We start from the raw sequence: 18,012 nt of genomic DNA on the forward strand, positions 1-18,012 counted from the left end.
TTGTCCACTGTCGCAACATTTGTTGCATTGCTTTCCCATGCAACCGTTCTGTTTGTTGCATTATCAGGTTTTACTGTTGCAGTCAGAGTTGCTTCCTTTCCAGCAATCAGTTCCAGACTGGATTGATTCAGTGTCACGCTTTCCACTGCCACATCCGCTGCTGTCACCTTCACATTACAGGTTGCCTGTTTATCTCCTACTTTCGCTGTGATAATGGCTTCACCTGCCGCTTTCGCTGTCACTTTGCCGTTATTGTCCACTGTCGCAACATTTGTTGCATTGCTTTCCCATGCAACCGTTCTGTTTGTTGCATTATCAGGTTTTACTGTTGCAGTCAGAGTTGCTTCCTTTCCAGCAATCAGTTCCAGACTGGATTGATCCAGTGTCACGCTTTCCACTGCTACTTCCGCTGCTGTCACCTTCACATTACAGGTTACCTGTTTATCTCCTACTTTCGCTGTGATAATGGCTTCACCTGCCGCTTTCGCTGTCACTTTGCCGTTATTATCTACTGTTGCAACGGTTTCGTTATTGCTGCTCCATGTTACAGTTTTGTTTGTTGCATCATCAGGTTTTACTGTTGCAGTCAGGGTTGCTTCCTTTCCAGCAATCAGTTCCAGTGTCGTCTGGTTCAGTTCTACACTGGCTACGGGAACAGTTGTCTGTCCATTCACAGTCACTTTGCAGCTTGCGCTCTTGCCATCCGCTGTTGCAGTGATGGTAGCTGTGCCTGCCGCCTTGGCGGTCACATTGCCGTTGCTGTCTACCTCTACGATTTCCGGTTTGTCGCTTTTCCAAGTTACTGTCTTATTGGTAGCGTCATTGGGGTTTACAGTTGCTGTCAGAGTTGCTTTATCATTCACATCCAGTGTCAGATCAGTTTTATCCAGTGTCACACTGGTTACACCAATCTTCACATCTTCTGTCACTTCAACTTTGCCGGATTTTTCATCAATACGGCCACTGCCCTTGACAGTGATGGCATTATCCGCCTGCAATTTGCCAATGGTACCGCTCAGGTCAATTCTGCCATATCCTTTGTCAGTCACATAGAGTTCTTTGACAATGGTACTTGCCGTAATCTTCACATCTGCATTGGCTGCAACGATTTCCACGCGGTCTGCCTGCAAATCATCCAGTGTGGTCAGCTTATCTGTATCCACAACGATCCGTTTCAGATATGTGCCATTGTCTTTTTCCAGACCGATGACATCCGCACCGTTTTTACGGATATACAGCGTGCCTTTCAGTGCCTGTGCAGTCTTGTTGTCCAGTTTCAAACCAACAGGCTTATCGCCATATGTTTTTTCTGCATAAATATTGCCGCTGATCTTGCAGTCTTTGAAGTATACGGAGTTTTCACCGCCGCCTTTTACATAAACATTGCCATAAACGGTCATGCCTTCCAATGTGACACTGCCGTCTTTCACATCGCTGTCAATATAGAGATTTTCCCGTACTGTCATGTTTTTCGCTGTAATACCGGATTTTGTCACAGTGGCGTTGCGGTAAGTGCCACCGCTGTAATCTCTATCCACAGTCACATTGCGGTAACGGCTGGGTTTATACCAATCGTCATTATCATCGGTATAATTGGGCTTACTTGCGCCGTCCTTTGTTTTCACTGTATCAGGGCGGATGCTGGTATTTACATCACTGACATAAACGGTCATGGTGTCGATGTCGCCGCTGCCTTTGATGGTAACTTTATCCTTTACGGTCATATCTTCCACTTTCCCCTTGGAAAAGTCGATGGTAGCCTTATCGGCGTTTTTGGTGATTTCCATATTTTTGATTCTGGCGTCAGAACCCAGTTTCAGGTCTGTTTCTGCATCCAGTGTCAGATTACGTACTTTTGCGTCGATGGTGATATAACCAGACAGCTCTTTATCCACGATAACGTCTGTATAATCGCCGCCGGTCAGTTTACCGATTTTCTTAAATGTGGTTTTTTCCACAGCGGTCTTGCCGCTGGCTTTCACTGCGGTATCCTTCTGATCCATCACCATTTCTTTGATGTCACAATCTTTCAGAATGATTTCACCGCCGCCATCTACGATGAGTTTGCCTTTTACCGTCACATCTTCCAGTGTGATGGTCTTTGTGCCAAGACGGTCAGAAATGGTCAGGTCACCAGTGATGGTGGTATCTTCCAGTTTGGTCTGGGTCAGAAGCATATCTTCTTTTTGGGTTTCTTCTTTATCTTCTTCCTTGTCGCCGGGCTTGTAGTTCACGGTCTTATCCAGTGCCAGAACAGCTTCGGCTCTTGTCAGAACACGGTTCGGTCCAAAGGAGCCATCGGGATAGCCTGCCATGATGCCTGCTTCGCTGACAGCGCCCACCACGCCTTTTGCCCAATTGGAAATAGCGTAGGAATCAGTGTAGCGGTATGCCCGGCTTTCATTCTGTTTCAAATCCAGAATACGGGAAATCATGGCCGCCGCTTCCTGTCTGGTAACAGGGTCATTGGGACGGAAAATGCCGTTGCCGTCGCCGGAAATATAGCCTGCTGCCACACCGGTCTGGATGGCATTTTTACCCCAGTAATGGCTGGGTACGTCGGAGAAATAAGCGTAGCCGCTCTTTGTGTAGCCCATGGCGTTATTTACCAGCACCACAAATTCCGCTCTGGTAATCATGTTGTTAGGGCGGAAAGTCCCGTCAGGATAGCCGCTGATGTCCCCTTTATCCACCCATTTGTTGATGGTATTCTGTGCCCAGTGGCCCTGAATGTCCGTGGGCGCACCAAAAGCGGTGACGCTCATAGCCATAGAAGCCGCCAGCACAGCTGTAATGGTAATCGCATGTTTCTTCTTCATAAATTACACCCCCATATCAATGAAAAACTTTTCATGGAATTTTTATCCTCTTCTAATGCTACTGTACTCTGTTTTTCCTTAAGAAACAACTGTTTTCCGCCATTCGTAAGAAAGCCTTAAACAAATCGTAATATCCGTAACATAAGGATTTTTCCGCCCTCATTCTCACGCAAAAATCCCCTGCCATATTTTCAATGCCTCCAAACTGTGCTATCATAAAAAATATACAAAATCTTAACATCAAAGAAAAAAGGAGGTGTATCCATGGAAAAAATCAAAAAATATCTGCCCAAATTTCGACCCAACTGGCGGGGCGCACTGCCGGTGGTGCTTTTCTTTGGCGCATCTTTCCTGATTGTGGCAGTGTTTTTTGGTCTGCAGTTTGTCATGACAGCCTCTGTCATCACGGTACTGTTCCAGATCCGCCATGCTCGATACAACTCCTGGGGGTATCTGTTCCGTCAGCTGGTCATCTGCGAAGCCCTTGCCCTTTTCGCCATGATTGCCACGTTGGATATGCCCCTTTCTCTGCTCTTGAATTTCGCCATTCCCTTTGCATTAGTTTTCCTGCAATCTTCACAATTCGTGCCAAAAGGATATTTTGCCAGCGCCATGATATTCGTATTCCTGCAATTCATGCCGCCGGAACCAAAGGACTTTGGCGTACAGCTGGAAGTGGTGCTGGTCTGCTGGGTATTCCTTGCCATTGTACTGAAGCTATATCCCTATTTACAGCGTGGCAAAAAGCAGGCAAAACCTACGGTTCAGACGTTGCATACCGGACTGAAACAGCTTTCTCAAATGCTCACCCGCATTGCTGACGGGGAAACTGACGACGATTTTTCCAAAGAACTCTACAAATTAGAGGACACTTACCACCGCATGGCATACCAGATGCAGACGGTGTTCCAAAAAGGCGACCACGGCAAAAAATGCTTTGATATGCTGGCAGTCATGTTCCAGCGAAGTTTTTATCTGGTGCGGGACAAAGCTTGGCAGCAGGACGAAGTTCAGCAAAATGCCCTGCCCCGTTTGACAGAGGTGGCGGAATTGGCAGAAGAAGCGTCCCAGACCCTCAACGAAACAGACAACACAGAACTCATTGCCAAAGCCCGTACTCTCTTGGAGCAAAGAGAAATGCCCGAAGGACGGGTGCGCATCTTTTACCGGAGCTGTCTGCACATGCTTATACTGATCTGCCATACTTACCCTGCCACAAAAAAGCAGAATCTCCAGTGGTTCGGCGTAGACTGGCAGGAAACATGGCTGAAATTCCGGCGGCGCATTTCCCGCCATTCCATCGAAACCCGGTTTGCCCTGCGGCTTTCTGTGGTGCTGACCATCAGCTGCGGCGCCATGGCTATTTCCCACGCAAACCATGTATACTGGTTCCCTTTGAATGCCTTTTTGCTGCTCCAGCCCAGCTTTGAGGACAGCGAGCATCGTTTGGTGACTCGTCCCATTGGTACGGCTTTGGGCTGTTTGGTGGTGGCACTGGTTGAGCCTTTCCTGCCCACAGTTCCCATGCAGTTTGCCTTTGCTTTTCTCATGATGTTCTTCATGTACTGCTCTACCCCCGGCACATGGGTACAGCCCATTTTCTCCACCAGCTTTGCCCTGATTCTGGCGTCCATGTCCATGCAGGACAATACGTTGATCTGGCTGCGTATTGCCTATGTCATCACGGCGGTACTGCTGGTTTCCGTCATCAACCTGTTTTTCTTCCCTACCACAAAAGAAAAGCAGTTTGCCCTGAACATCCGCAGACTATTCCAGCTCCACGCCTCCTACTGGGAAATTGCTCGTCACAGTTTGTCACAAAACGTGGATTTACATGAGTACAATGAACTGCTGACGGAGTTCCACATGATTTACGCCCAGTGCAGGGAATACATACAGAGAGAACTGCCGGGAGAAACGGGCACGGTATATCATGAGCTGCTGGTGACCCTCTGGAAAACATTCTCCGAGCTGGAACAGACGGCATACCTCATGCAGACAGGCTCTGCGGAACGAGAAGAATATCCTGCCCTCATGGATTTGACCATACAGCTGCAAAGGGAAATCTTCCCGCCCCAGCCCACAACGCCTTCCATTGCCCTTCACCGGGATTTTCGGGACAAAGACCTGACTTACGTGCTGACCCAGTACATGCGCAACAGCGGACACCTGCGGTCCTTGTACAGTCAGATAGCAAGCAACACCCTGATTTTTAAGAAAAAAGAACTTGCCCGCAAATAAAAACAGAGCATTTTTCCAAAAAGAAATGCTCTGTTTTTTTATTTTCTGCGGAAATTGCGGACTTTGGCGGAAATTTTCCGAAGTTCTTCTTTGGACAGGGTATCCAGATGTTCCAATTGATCCATGAACAGCACAAGACTTTCGTTATAGCGAATCTTATTGAACTCAATGAAATAATTCACCATGACCCCCGGCACCAATGCCACCACAAAAATGCCGTAAAGCGCCAAAAGTACCGTCAAAATTCTGCCGCCCCATGTCACTGCCACAAAATCTCCAAAGCCAATGGTGGTAGACGCTGCAAAACAGTACCAAAGACTGTCTGCCAATGTGGTGATGGACGGATCTGCCAGCCAGACTGCCACTGCCACCAGAAACAACAGCAGTACATAACCAACGGCAAACCGTTCCGCATGGGTGATACGAACCACTTTCCAAAGCAAAGATATCCTGCGCATGTTATCTCCTTCCCCCTCTTTTTCCAAAAAAATACCCCGTATTTTTTTGGGAGGGAAATACGGGGATATCAAAAATCGCTATGGGGTTATACTGCACATAACCCCATAGGGTGACGTAATCTTATTTGCCTCTGACGATTCTGGACAGCTGGATCAGGAAGGTAGGCGCAAATGCCAGACCTACAATCTGACCGATGTTTGTCAGTGTCAGAGCGTTGTCGATGTCAAACAATCCATGGAGTGCGGGCACAAACAGTACCAGCATCAGCAGCAGTGTGCCTACGAAGAAAGCACCTACGCTGTAAGGATTGGAAGGCAGACGGAAGATGGAACGGGAACCGCGGCAGTTGAAGCCGTGGAACAGACGTGCCATACAAAGTGTTGCAAAAGCCATGGTGCAAGCCATGCCGTTGTTGATCTGCATACCCAGATAGAAAGCTGCCATGGTTGCCACTGCAATGAGGGCACCCTGGATACCCAGTGTCTGCAAGAAGTCTTTTGTCAGAATACCTTCTTTGGGGCTTCTGGGTTTCTGGTTCAGCAGGTCGCCAGTGGGTTTTTCCATGTTCACTGCCAGTGCGGGCAAGCTGTCTGTCAGCAAGTTGATGAACAGAAGCTGTACTGCTGTAAAAGGCAGAGGCAGACCAAAGAGGGATGTGATCATAACCACCAGAATACCAGCCAAGTTACCGGAAAGCAGGAACTTGATGGAGTTCTTGATGTTGGTGTATACGTTTCTGCCGTTGGCTACGGCTTTGACGATGGTTGCGAAGTTATCGTCTGTCAGAATCATGGACGCTGCGTCCTTGGATACTTCTGTACCAGTAATACCCATGGCAATACCGATGTCAGCCTGTTTCAGTGCGGGCGCGTCGTTGACGCCGTCACCTGTCATAGCTGCCACATGACCTCTGTCCTGCCATGCTCTTACGATACGGATTTTATGCTCGGGAGATACACGGGCATAAACGGAAATATGTTCTACTTCATTGCGAAGTTCTTCGTCTGTCATTTTTTCCAGTTCGCTGCCTTCTACAGCTCTGTCGCCATCCTGCAGGATACCGATTTCTTTTGCGATGGCAGAAGCAGTGATCTTATGGTCACCAGTAATCATAACAGGACGGATACCAGCTCTGCGGCAGTCCGCAACAGCAGGCGCGGATTCCACACGAGGAGGGTCCATCATGGCAATCAAACCAGTGAAAATCAGGTCGGTTTCGTCCTCCAATGTCAGAGGGCGGTTTTCAGAAAGCACCTTTTTGGCAAATGCCAGTACACGCAGACCCTGAGAGGAGAAATCTCTGTTCTGGTCTACGATGGCGCTGCGGATTTCGTCTGTCAAAGGCAGGACTTCGCCGTTCTGTTCCACAGAAGTACATCTTGCCAGCAGTACGTCAGGGGCGCCTTTGATAAGCATTTCATAACGGTTATTTCTGAAATGCAGAGTAGACATGAGTTTTCTGTCGGAGTCAAAGGGAATTTCCTGCAAACGAGGGAATTCTTCTCTGACTTTATTTTCATCGCCGCCGATGGTACGGCAGAAGGACAGCAGAGCGGTTTCTGTAGGGTCGCCTACCGCTGTTTCGCCGTTGATGGCGCCGTCATTACACAATACACTTTCTGCCACCAGACCGTTCACGGCTTTATCATTGCCTTTTGCTTCTTCAGGTTCCCAAACTTTGCCGTTGGCATAAGCTTTCTTTACAGTCATACGGTTCTGTGTCAGTGTACCTGTTTTATCAGAACAGATCACGGATACACAGCCCAGACCTTCCACGGCACGGAGGTTTTTGATGATGGCGTTTTCTTTCGCCATTTTCTGAGTACCAATGGCAAGACCGATGGTCACGATGGAGCTGAGGGCTTCGGGAATGGCAGCAACTGCCAGAGCCACGGCAAACATCAGAGATTCTGCCAGACCCATATTACGCCATACACCCAGACCAAAGACGATGGCACAGATGACCATGATGATGATGGACAGTTTCTTGGAGAAATCGTCCAGACTGCGCTGGAGGGGTGTTGCCTTTTCCTGGGCGGATTCCATCAGGTCGGCAATCTTACCGATTTCTGTCTGCATCCCTGTACCTGTAACCAGTACCACCGCACGGCCGTAGGACACCAGAGAGCTGCTGTATACCATATTCAGTCTGTCACCCAAAGGCAGTTCATCCTGATCAATGGGTGTGTCGATTTTATTTACGTTTTCAGATTCCCCTGTCAGTGCGCTTTCGCTGACCTGCAAGGAGAAGTTCTGCAATACACGGCCGTCTGCGGCGGTCACGTCCCCTGCTTCCAAGAGCAGGATGTCCCCGGGCACCAGTTCTGCCGCAGGCACTTCCATTTTCTGACCGTCACGAATGACGCGGGCATTGGGTGCTGCCATAGCCTTCAGGCTGTCCAGAGATTTCTGGGCTTTGAAGTGCTGCACCGTACCCAAAATGGCATTGAGGATGAGCACTGCCAGAATAACGATGGTGCCTTCCAGACCGCCTGTCAGAGCGGAAATGACGGCTGCGATAATCAGAATGATTACCAAAAGGTCTGCGAACTGTTCCGCAAATACCTGCAAAACGCCTTTGCGCTTGCCTTCCTGCAATTTGTTGTAGCCGTACTGTTCCAGCCGTTTCTTTGCTTCTTCCGCTGTCAGCCCGTTCATGGAGCTGTTCAGTTCCTGCAGGAGTTCTTCCTGCGATAATTTCCATTGTTTGTCCATAGAAATTCCCCTTTCTCTGTGTCCCGTGCAAATAAAAAAGACTTTTATTGCACCGAATCCTCTCGTTATGCAATAAAAGTCTTGCTTTTCAAGAAAATGTTCTTTTAGTCGCGCCCGGGTAATAACACCGAGATGACGAACGCTGACGATGCGGCTTGCCGCACAAGCTACTCCCTTTTATTACAATGACTCTACCATACTTTTGCACAAAAGGCAAGAGAAAAATTCATACAAATTGCAATTTTCTTTTTGCCCCTGTTATTTTTCCCCAAAGCCCCTGATTTTTCCCTCTTTTTTCCCAAAAGCGCCCGTTCTGTTTTTTTGGCAGTCTGCATTTGCATTTTCCTGTCATTATGCAAATATAACGAAATTTTGTATGCAAATCCATGCAATTTTTTTCAAAAAAGGGGCTTGTTTTTTTCTTAACATGGGTCTATGATAAATGCGTCAACTACATACGGCAGTATCTTCAGGGCAGGGTGAAATTCCCGATCGGCGGTATAGTCCGCGAGCGCAGCGATGCGCAGGACTTGGCATAGGTTCAAGTCAGGATTTGGTGAGATTCCAAAACCGACAGTATAGTCTGGATGGAAGAAGATCATGACAGTACAAGGCAGATTTTTCTGTTTTTGTTCTGTTCTTTTGTGTATACCAAAAAGGGGTGTGTTTGTGGTACCCTTTGTTTTGGATATGCGTATTTTTTCATGGATTTCAAAGCCCTGAGTGGACGGTTTCCCGTCTGTTCAGGGTTATTTTTTTGCAGAAAAGGAAGTGGCGAAAATGGAAAAACAGGATTTTATGCGGCACGCCATTGCCCTTGCCAAAAACGGCATCGGCGCCGTTGACCCCAACCCACTGGTGGGCGCGGTCATTGTCAAGGACGGCGAAATCATCGGGGAAGGCTGGCACGCACGCTTTGGCGGACTCCACGCGGAGCGCAACGCGCTGGCAAACTGCCGCACCTCACCCAAAGGCGCCACTATCTATGTGACACTGGAGCCCTGCTGTCACTACGGCAAGACACCGCCCTGCACAGAAGCCCTGCTGGAAGCAGGCATTGCCAAAGTGGTCATTGGTTCCCGTGACCCCAATCCCAAGGTGGCAGGCAAAGGGGCGGCTATCCTCCGGGAAGCAGGCGTGGAAGTGGAAGAAGATTTCCTCCGGGAGGAATGTGACGCCCTCAACGGTCCTTTCTTTCACTACATCACCACAAAGCGTCCTTATGTGGCAATGAAATACGCCATGACTGCCGACGGAAAAATTGCCACAGTCACCGGCGCATCCCAGTGGATCACCAACGAAGCCAGCCGCTATCATGTCCATGCTCTGCGGCGGCGGTATCCAGCCATACTGGCAGGCATCGGCACCGTTCTTGCAGACGACCCCATGCTGAACTGCCGACTGGGTGATGAGGCACGGAATCCCATCCGCATCATCTGTGACAGCAAACTGCAAATTCCCCTGGAAAGCAAACTGGTGCAGACGGCAAAGGACATTCCCCTCATTGTGGCAACCTGTTCCAAGGACGAAGAAAAACAGGCAGCTCTGACAGCAAAAGGCGCAGAAGTGCTTGTATTTGACGGGGAAAAAGTTCCCCTCCCTGCCCTTATGGACAGACTGGGGGAAAAACAAATCAGCGGTATCCTGCTGGAAGGCGGCGCCACACTGAACGCAGCTTTTCTGGCAGAAAACCTGATACAACGGGCGTATGTATACATTGGGGCAAAAGTATTTGGGGGCGCAGCAGCAAAATCACCCATTGCAGGAGAAGGCATATCCCTTCCATCGGAAGCGGCTGACCTGCATCTGGCAGAAGTACAGACCTTTGGAAACGACGTACTCTGCGTTTATGATTTCCCGAAACAGGAGGCGAAGTAAATGTTCACAGGCATCATTGAGGAACTGGGCACCATTCGGGGTGTTTCCCTCACCAAAGACGGCGGCGAGCTGCAAATTGCTGCAACCACCGTACTGGGCGGCACAAAGCTGGGGGACAGCATCGCCGTCAACGGCACCTGTCTGACGGTGACGAAACTGGAAAAAGACGGCTTTACAGCCTTTGTCATGGCGGAAAGCCTGCGCCGCACCAATCTGGGCAGCCTGAAACGGGGCAGCGTGGTACATCTGGAGCGCGCCATGGCAGCAGACGGGCGTTTTGGCGGGCATATGGTCACGGGGCACATTGACGGGCAAGGCACTTTCCTTTCCCAGAAGCCGGAGGGGCAGGCTGTTGTCCTCACCATCGGCGCAGACCCGGAAATCCTTTCGGGCATTGTGGAAAAAGGCTCCATCGCCATTGACGGCACCAGCCTGACGGTCATGGATGTGGGCAAAGACAGCTTCCGAGTAGGCATCATCCCCCACACCGGCGGACACACCGCCCTTTTAGACCGTCCCAAAGGCTACGCCTGCAATCTGGAAACAGACGTCATCGGCAAATACATTCAGAAATTTTTAGCAAAGAACACAGAATCCACTCCCAAGAAATCCACATTGACCATGGATTTCCTCCGGGAAAACGGATTTTAAACATAGGAGGATAACGTTATGCGTGAATATAACACCATTGAAGAAGCATTGGAAGAACTGCGTCAGGGTCGTATGATTCTGGTGACTGACGACCCCGACAGAGAAAACGAAGGGGATTTGATTTGTGCGGCAGAATTTGCCACCACAGAAAACGTAAACTTTATGGCAACCCACGGCAAAGGGCTCATCTGCATGCCCATGAGCGAAGAACTGGGCAAAAAGCTCATGCTGCCCCAGATGGTTTCTGACAACACAGACAACCACTGCACCGCTTTCACCGTTTCCATTGACCATGTAGACACCACCACAGGCATTTCCGCCGAAGAACGCGGCTACACCGCAAGAAAATGCGTGGAAGACGACGCAAAACCCCAGGATTTCCGTCGTCCCGGTCACATGTTCCCGCTCATTGCACGCAGAGGCGGCGTGCTCACCAGAGAAGGACACACAGAAGCTACCGTTGACCTGCTGCGTCTGGCTGGGCTGAAACAGTGCGGTCTGTGCTGCGAAATCATGGCAGACGACGGCACCATGATGCGTACCCCTTCCCTGTGGGAACTGGCTGACAAATACAACCTGAAATTCATCACCATCCACGATTTGCAGAACTATTGCCGCCGCAACGAAAAACACGTCATTCGGGAAGCAGAAGCAAAAATGCCCACAAAATACGGCGAATTCCGCATTTTTGGTTATGTGAACGACCTGACTGGCGAACACCACGTTGCACTGGTAAAAGGCGACATCGGCGACGGCAAAAACCTGCTGTGCCGTGTACACTCTGAATGCCTGACAGGTGACGTATTCGGTTCCCGCCGCTGCGACTGCGGACAGCAGCTTGCGGCAGCCATGGCACAAATCGAAAAAGAAGGCAGAGGCATCCTGCTGTACATGCGTCAGGAAGGCAGAGGCATCGGGCTCATCAACAAACTGAAAGCCTACGAACTCCAGGAAAGAGGCAGAGATACCGTAGAAGCCAACCTGGAACTGGGCTTTGCACCTGACCTGCGGGAATACTGGATCGGCGCACAGATTTTGCAGGATTTAGGTGCAAAAGAACTGCGGCTCCTCACAAACAACCCCACAAAGGTTTATGGTCTGGACGGCTTCGGCGTTTCCATTGTGGAACGTGTGCCCATCGAAATCGAACCCCAGGAAGATGATGAATTCTATTTGCAGACAAAACAGCAGAAAATGGGTCACATTTTCTCTCACATTTTATAAAAACAAAGTCAGGAGGATACAGCAATGAAAGTTTTAGAAGGATATTTAAACGGCAAGGGTATGAAAATCGGCATTGTTGCCGCAAGATTTAACGAATTTATCGTAAGCAAACTGGTCAGCGGCGCAGAAGACGCTCTGGTGCGTCACGGCGTAGACGGCGACGACATTTCTATTGCATGGGTGCCCGGGGCTTTTGAAATCCCCACCATCGCACAGAAAATGGCAAAAAGCGGCAAATATGACGCCATCCTGTGTCTGGGCGCAGTCATCCGCGGTGCAACCAGCCACTATGACTATGTCTGCAACGAAGTTTCCAAAGGCACAGCACACATCGCTCTGGAAACAGGCGTACCTGTGATGTTCGGCGTACTGACTACAGACACCATTGAACAGGCTATTGAACGTGCAGGCACAAAAGCAGGCAACAAAGGCTATGACGTGGCATGCTCCGCCATCGAAATGGTTGATCTGGCAAGAAAGATGTAATTCAAAGGTGTCGACGAAGTCGAACACCTTTCGTCAAAGGCTCATTTCATGGGGCCTTTGACGATTAGACAGAAGTATAAAGCAGTTGGGTCAAGCACTTTGCTCCGCAAAGTCAGCTTTGCTGCCCCCGTTTTCTTCGGGGTGCAGAATATCCATCTGCTCAAAAGCATTGAAACTCCCGCTTTTCCCCTTGGGATTCCATTTGGGAAACTCTTTGTTTCCCAAACCCTTCCGCGTTCTGAAAAATGTATCATATCACTTGAATTTTTCTTTTCCACTCCCGCTTTTTTTGGTATACTAATGCCAGAGAAACGAAAGGAGCGAAAGCCATGATTCACGATACTTATACCTTTCAGGATTTAAGCGAGGTGTGCTATCACCTGCGCAAATACAAAAATGTCACCGAGGACTGGCAAGTGGATTTCTGCAACATTTACGGAGAGCTGGTTGCCAGCTTTGACAGCGACGAGGAAACCATGGAACGTCTGAAAGACCCCGACGAAACATACGCCATGGTGACAGAACTCATGGACATTGCCATGATGATGGGGAAAACATGGTAATACCATTCTCAAATTCAAACTCCATAAAAACAGCATAAAAAAGCCATCTTCTGTTCTAGGGGCTTCTTCATAAGAAAACAAAGAAAGCTGAAAGTCTTTGTATCACAAAGATTTTCAGCTTTCTTATTTTTATCATCATTTTATCAGAGATGTTTTCTTCTGAAGACAGCCGTCGCAGTTCCCCTTAAGAAATCAGAAACAAAAAAACCAATGTTTTCTTAAGGGGAAACTGCTTTACAGAAAATGTCTTTTTCTTTTGGCTTTCTTCTTATTATTATAGAAGAAAAAAAGGCAGAGAATTTGACTTCTCTGCCCAAAAATATCTTATTTGTAGTTTTTGCTGGAGTCTTTCAGCAGTACGTCGTGAGCGCCGCCTTCTACCAAGCTGGTTGTGGAAATCACAGTGATCTTTGCTTTTTCCTGCAGTTCGGGGATGGACAGAACGCCGCAGTTGCACATGGTGGATTTTACTTTCTTCAGAGACAGGTTTACGTTGTCATGCAGGCTGCCTGCGTAAGGAACGTAGGAGTCAACACCTTCTTCAAAGGACAGTTTTGCATCGCCGCCCATGTCGTAACGCTGCCAGTTTCTTGCTCTGGAAGAACCTTCGCCCCAGTATTCTTTCATGTAGCTGCCGTTGATGTTTACTTTGTTTGTAGGGCTTTCGTCGAAACGCGCGAAGTATCTGCCCAGCATGATAAAGTCTGCACCCATAGCCAGTGCCAGTGTCATGTGGTAGTCGTAAACGATACCACCGTCGGAGCAGATGGGGATATAGATGCCTGTTGCTCTGTAGTATTCATCTCTTGCCTGTGCTACTTCGATAACTGCGGAAGCCTGACCACGGCCGATACCTTTCTGTTCTCTTGTGATACAGATGGAGCCGCCGCCGATACCAACTTTAACGAAGTCCGCGCCGCATTCAGCCAGGAAACGGAAGCCTTCTGCGTCTACAACGTTACCAGCGCCGATTTTTACGGTGTCGCCGTATGTTTCTCTTACCCAGTCCAGAGTCATTTTCTGCCATTCGGAATAACCTTCGGAGGAGTCGATGCACAGGATGTCAACGCCTGCTTCTACCAGTGCGGGCACACGTTCTTTGTAGTCACGAGTGTTGATACCAGCGCCTACCACATAACGTTTCTGTGCGTCCAGCAGTTCGTTTTTGTTTTCTTTATGGCTGTCGTAGTCTTTACGGAATACCAGATACTGCAGTCTGCCTTCATCGTCTACGATGGGCAGCTGATTGATCTTGTTGTCCCAGATGATGTCGTTTGCTTCTTTCAGTGTTGTGCCAGCAGGCGCATAAATCAGCTGATCCAGAGGAGTCATGAAGTCTTTTACTTTCACGTCTTTGTCCAGACGGCTCACACGGTAGTCTCTGCTTGTTACCATACCTACCAGTTTGCCCTGAGCGGTACCATCTGTGGTAACAGCTACTGTGGAGTGACCTGTTCTTTCTTTCAGGTTCAGGATATCCTGCAGTGTGCTTTCGGGGCTGATGTTGGAATCACTGATCACGAAACCAGCTTTGTAAGCCTTTGCTCTTGTCACCATGGCTGCCTGGCTTTCGATGGACTGAGAGCCGAAAATGAAGGAAATGCCGCCTTCTTTTGCCAGAGCCACTGCCATTTTGTCGTCAGATACTGCCTGCATAACAGCGGAAACCAGTGGAATGTTCATGGTCAAAGCGGGTTCTTCCCCTTTTTTGAATTTTACCACGGGTGTTTTCAGACTCACGCTATCTACCATACATTCTTTGGAAGAATACCCGGGTACCAGCAGGTATTCGCTGAAAGTTCTGGAAGGTTCTGTAAAGTAAGTTGCCATTTTCTTCTCTCCTTTTCAAATACTGGGTGATGGTTGACTATCATAAAAGCCCGGAGGCTTTTGGGTTTCTTGGATAAAAAAAGAGGAAAAGCGCGTTTTTCTGTTCTTTTCCTACCTTACAATTTTACCAAAATTTCTTTTTTCCGTTTCTGGTTTCTCTTTTGTGTATACAACATGCCGTTGTCCTTGTATTGCATACGATTTTAGCACTAAAAAGCCCCCTGTTCAAGGGGGCAGAGACATTTTTTTTGATTTTGTGAAAATTCGTCATTTTTTGCCTGCAAAAAGGCACCTTTCTTAGGTTCTTCTTTGCAGATAGCCCAATGCCAAACGGGCTACGGCACCGATGACAAAGCCGGTCACCACGCCGGTCACCAGCAAGAACGGCAGATAGTATGCCATTTTGATGTTTTCCACCACAGCCGCCGCCACGATGATCTGCCCCACGTTATGGAACACACCGCCCATGACGCTGACGCCAGTGATGCTGACCTTTCCTGTTTTCTTCAAAAGAGCCATGACAGCCAGAGAAAGGAGAGCGCCTGCCAGAGAGTACAGCAGTCCCGCGAAGCCCTGGAACAGCAGTCCCGACATGAGGACACGGACCAGGGAAATAAAAAAGGCTGACTTGGTATCCATATGATACAGGACAATGACGATGATGACGTTTGCCAGACCCAGCTTCATGCCGGGCACCAGCAAAGGCAGAGGAATGAGCATTTCCACATAGCCCATGAGGATGGCCAACGCCGCAAAAAGTCCGTATTGTGCTACTTTACTGCTTCTCATATCATCCCACCACCGCATCTACTGTATTTTCCGTACCTGCTTCAATGGTGACCACCATTTTATGAGGCAGGCAGACAATGGTTTCTCCTGTTTTGTGAATCCGCTTCTGGTCGGCACAAAGACCGTCCCGGCAGTCCGCTTCGATGACATCCGCCCAGCCATCTTTGATTTCTACTATATTATATCCTTCCGGTGTTTCCACCTGATAGGTGGTATCTTCGTCCAAAGGCAGTTCCTGCACCACCTGTCCGTCCACGGTGATGACCGCTTTGCCGCCGTCTTCGGCGCTGCCCAAAAACACCAGATAGATAATCCCCGCTAAAACCAGTACCCCTGCAATCAAAATCAAATCCAGGCGTTTCATCTCTCCACCACTTTCTATTTCTTTTTTTCATATATTAGGAAAAAAAGGAAGCACGTGCTTCCTTTTTCCAGTAGTAGTAGGATTTATTATTGTAGTACATAAAAAAATGCCCAGAACCGGAATCGAACCAGTGACACGAGGATTTTCAGTCCTCTGCTCTACCAACTGAGCTATCTGGGCACATCGCATCTTTGATGCTTGTACATTGTAACGCAGATTTGCAGTTCTGTCAACACCAAATTTCAAAAAAAAATACAAAATTTCATTTTTTTCTTTCTGAGAAGAACAAAAAGGTGGAAAACAAAGCAAATTCCCCTTCAGAAAACAATCCTCATAAAAATAAAATAGCCGGAATCTTCCGTTCACAATGATTCCGGCTATCTTTCTTTTCTTATGAAAAAACGCTTAGGGTTTTTTCTGTTTTGCAGATCAGCTTTTTTGTTTTGCCTTTTCATCCCAATAATCGCAGGTAATGCCCACAACATCAGAGGTAAAGGGTATACCATCTTTTTTCTTGAAATGCCGTGTGGCACGGAAAGCATATTTTGCCCCTACGAACAACACAGGCAAGTTACAGTACACGATGATGATATTGCCAAGGTCTGAGATATACCACAAGTTCCCCAGTTCCAGCCCTGCCATAACGGACAGAACACCAAAGGGAATGAACACCAGCGCCCCCAGAATCCGCACAAAATAAATGAAGGGACGTTTGCGGCTAATACGGTTTGCGGCAATCTCCGCGAAAATGATGAAGCCCACAATACAGGTATAGGCGAACAATCCATAGCACACGCTGATGAGCAGTGTCACCAGGCTATCGGCGCCGCTGCCCGGTGTCAAAGAGGTGATGGACGCCAGATACAAAGGCAGCTGCTGGGTTTTCAGGCCTTCCCAAGCCGCCGGGTCTGCGCTCCACAGGTGCGCCATAACAACGATGAAACCGGACAATGTGCAGACCACCATGGTATCCAGAAAAACGCCCAATGCCTGCACTACGCCCTGTTCACAGGGATGTTCCGCGTCAGAAGCAGCGGCGGACATGGTGATCGTCCCCTGACCTGCTTCATTGGACATGAGCCCCCGTTTTACCCCCTGTGCAAGGGCTGTGCCGAAGAAACCGCCGAAAACAGCTTCCGGTGTGAATGCGCCGCCGAATACCGCACCAAAGAAATACGGAATGGTGCCAATATTCAAAAGAGCAATAAGCAGTACCGTACCGCAGTAAATCACTGCCATGACAGGCACCATTTTATCTGTCACCGCTGTGATTTTATGGATACCGCCAAAGGCAAAAAATGTGGTGCCGCCAATGAGGAGGATACCTGTGATACAGTAAAGCATCGATGTCCGTGAGAATGTTTCCCCTGTGACGATTTCCGCCACAGAGCCTACAGAGGAAAACACGTTGAAGGCCTGTGCAGGCAGACAGAACATGGCGTACAAAATGAAGATACAGGAAAGCAAAACGCCTACCCACGCCCGGTTGCCCATGATTTTCTTGCCATAGAAGGGCAGACCGCCTACCAGTTCATCGCCTTTTCTTTCTTTGAAAATCTGCGCCAGTGTGGCTTCCATAAATGCCGTTGCCATACCGAAAAAGGCACTGACCCACATCCAGAACAAAGCACCGGGACCGCCAACGGCAATGGCGCCCGTCACACCCATGATATTCCCCGGTCCTACACGCATGGCAGAACTGAGGAAGAAGGCTGCCAGAGGTTGTGATACCTACAGCCGCTGTCTTTCGGTCAATGAGAATCCGCAGACCCTTGCGGAAATGGGTCACCTGGATAAATCCTGTCTTAATGCTGAAAAAGATACCAGAGCCAATGAGGATGACAATGGCAAAGGACAAATTCCCCAAAATGGGAATGGATGCATACCAGTCAAAATTGGTTGGGAGCCCCCACAGAAAATCCGCAATGGGTACCACAAAGTCAAAAACCTGATTGACGGCATCGAATACTTCTTTCATGTGAAACTCTCCCCT

General features: G+C 48.8%; 13 protein-coding genes, 1 tRNA gene and 1 riboswitch. Of the genes, 6 read left to right on the forward strand and 8 right to left on the reverse strand.

Going from position 1 to position 18,012, the window contains the following annotated elements:
* Positions 1-2,819: Ig-like domain-containing protein (locus tag INF29_RS05825; RefSeq protein WP_193485221.1), on the reverse strand; the 2,819-nt coding region annotated here is incomplete at its 3' end.
* 264 nt (positions 2,820-3,083) lie between these two features.
* Between INF29_RS05825 and INF29_RS05830 the strand changes: the two genes are divergently transcribed.
* Complete coding sequence (locus INF29_RS05830; protein ID WP_193485223.1) at positions 3,084-5,060, forward strand: FUSC family protein; 1,977 nt, start codon at positions 3,084-3,086, stop codon at positions 5,058-5,060.
* A gap of 38 nt (positions 5,061-5,098) precedes the next feature.
* Here INF29_RS05830 and INF29_RS05835 read toward each other — a convergent pair whose 3' ends face one another.
* Positions 5,099-5,518 (reverse strand): potassium channel family protein, encoded by a 420-nt coding sequence (locus INF29_RS05835; protein ID WP_193485225.1) that lies wholly within the window; start codon positions 5,516-5,518, stop codon positions 5,099-5,101.
* A gap of 121 nt (positions 5,519-5,639) precedes the next feature.
* Positions 5,640-8,234, reverse strand: a complete 2,595-nt coding sequence (locus INF29_RS05840; RefSeq protein WP_193485227.1) for a cation-translocating P-type ATPase — start codon at positions 8,232-8,234, stop codon at positions 5,640-5,642.
* 461 nt (positions 8,235-8,695) lie between these two features.
* Positions 8,696-8,837, forward strand: a riboswitch (FMN riboswitch).
* Positions 8,838-9,014: 177 nt separating this feature from the next.
* Here INF29_RS05840 and ribD point away from each other — a divergent pair.
* The 5 genes from ribD (at position 9,015) to INF29_RS05865 (ending at position 13,036) form a co-directional block, all read left to right on the forward strand.
* The gene (ribD, locus tag INF29_RS05845; RefSeq protein WP_193485229.1) at positions 9,015-10,112 is read left to right on the forward strand and encodes a bifunctional diaminohydroxyphosphoribosylaminopyrimidine deaminase/5-amino-6-(5-phosphoribosylamino)uracil reductase RibD; all 1,098 of its coding nucleotides are present in this window, start codon (positions 9,015-9,017) and stop codon (positions 10,110-10,112) included.
* Positions 10,113-10,763, forward strand: coding sequence for a riboflavin synthase (locus INF29_RS05850; RefSeq protein WP_072850020.1), 651 nt, complete (start codon positions 10,113-10,115; stop codon positions 10,761-10,763).
* An 18-nt stretch (positions 10,764-10,781) separates the two neighbouring features.
* Positions 10,782-11,987: a bifunctional 3,4-dihydroxy-2-butanone-4-phosphate synthase/GTP cyclohydrolase II gene (locus tag INF29_RS05855; RefSeq protein ID WP_072850018.1), complete on the forward strand. Its 1,206-nt coding sequence runs from the start codon at positions 10,782-10,784 to the stop codon at positions 11,985-11,987.
* Between the two features lie 24 nt (positions 11,988-12,011).
* Complete coding sequence (ribH, locus tag INF29_RS05860) at positions 12,012-12,473, forward strand: 6,7-dimethyl-8-ribityllumazine synthase (protein ID WP_072850016.1); 462 nt, start codon at positions 12,012-12,014, stop codon at positions 12,471-12,473.
* Between the two features lie 329 nt (positions 12,474-12,802).
* Positions 12,803-13,036: a hypothetical protein gene (locus tag INF29_RS05865; protein ID WP_193485231.1), complete on the forward strand. Its 234-nt coding sequence runs from the start codon at positions 12,803-12,805 to the stop codon at positions 13,034-13,036.
* A 324-nt stretch (positions 13,037-13,360) separates the two neighbouring features.
* On the opposite strand, the gene INF29_RS05870 is transcribed toward INF29_RS05865, so the two are convergent.
* The 5 genes from INF29_RS05870 to INF29_RS05890 all read right to left on the reverse strand — a co-directional run bounded on the left by INF29_RS05870 (position 13,361) and on the right by INF29_RS05890 (position 17,687).
* Entirely contained in the window at positions 13,361-14,866 is a 1,506-nt protein-coding gene (locus INF29_RS05870; protein ID WP_193485233.1) for an IMP dehydrogenase, read from the reverse strand.
* A 297-nt stretch (positions 14,867-15,163) separates the two neighbouring features.
* Positions 15,164-15,655, reverse strand: coding sequence for a Gx transporter family protein (locus tag INF29_RS05875; RefSeq protein WP_072850009.1), 492 nt, complete (start codon positions 15,653-15,655; stop codon positions 15,164-15,166).
* 1 nt (position 15,656) lies between these two features.
* Positions 15,657-16,019 carry a NusG domain II-containing protein gene (locus INF29_RS05880; RefSeq protein ID WP_191343801.1) on the reverse strand — a complete coding sequence of 121 codons (363 nt, stop codon included), beginning with the start codon at positions 16,017-16,019 and terminating at the stop codon, positions 15,657-15,659.
* 107 nt (positions 16,020-16,126) lie between these two features.
* Positions 16,127-16,199 (reverse strand) — tRNA-Phe (locus INF29_RS05885).
* A 249-nt stretch (positions 16,200-16,448) separates the two neighbouring features.
* Entirely contained in the window at positions 16,449-17,687 is a 1,239-nt protein-coding gene (locus tag INF29_RS05890; RefSeq protein ID WP_243184107.1) for an alanine/glycine:cation symporter family protein, read from the reverse strand.
* Positions 17,688-18,012: the final 325 nt, after the last annotated feature.

Origin of the sequence: Anaerotignum lactatifermentans, assembly GCF_014982935.1 — a bacterium.
Taxonomy (GTDB): domain Bacteria; phylum Bacillota; class Clostridia; order Lachnospirales; family Anaerotignaceae; genus Anaerotignum; species Anaerotignum lactatifermentans.

Coding starts and splice junctions, on each gene's coding strand:
- INF29_RS05830 (WP_193485223.1), top strand. CDS start 3,084: ATGGAAAAAATCAAAAAATATCTGCCCAAATTTCGACCCAACTGGCGG.
- INF29_RS05835 (WP_193485225.1), bottom strand. CDS start 5,518: ATGCGCAGGATATCTTTGCTTTGGAAAGTGGTTCGTATCACCCATGCG.
- INF29_RS05840 (WP_193485227.1), bottom strand. CDS start 8,234: ATGGACAAACAATGGAAATTATCGCAGGAAGAACTCCTGCAGGAACTG.
- ribD (WP_193485229.1), top strand. CDS start 9,015: ATGGAAAAACAGGATTTTATGCGGCACGCCATTGCCCTTGCCAAAAAC.
- INF29_RS05850 (WP_072850020.1), top strand. CDS start 10,113: ATGTTCACAGGCATCATTGAGGAACTGGGCACCATTCGGGGTGTTTCC.
- INF29_RS05855 (WP_072850018.1), top strand. CDS start 10,782: ATGCGTGAATATAACACCATTGAAGAAGCATTGGAAGAACTGCGTCAG.
- ribH (WP_072850016.1), top strand. CDS start 12,012: ATGAAAGTTTTAGAAGGATATTTAAACGGCAAGGGTATGAAAATCGGC.
- INF29_RS05865 (WP_193485231.1), top strand. CDS start 12,803: ATGATTCACGATACTTATACCTTTCAGGATTTAAGCGAGGTGTGCTAT.
- INF29_RS05870 (WP_193485233.1), bottom strand. CDS start 14,866: ATGGCAACTTACTTTACAGAACCTTCCAGAACTTTCAGCGAATACCTG.
- INF29_RS05875 (WP_072850009.1), bottom strand. CDS start 15,655: ATGAGAAGCAGTAAAGTAGCACAATACGGACTTTTTGCGGCGTTGGCC.
- INF29_RS05880 (WP_191343801.1), bottom strand. CDS start 16,019: ATGAAACGCCTGGATTTGATTTTGATTGCAGGGGTACTGGTTTTAGCG.
- INF29_RS05890 (WP_243184107.1), bottom strand. CDS start 17,687: ATGGGTGTGACGGGCGCCATTGCCGTTGGCGGTCCCGGTGCTTTGTTC.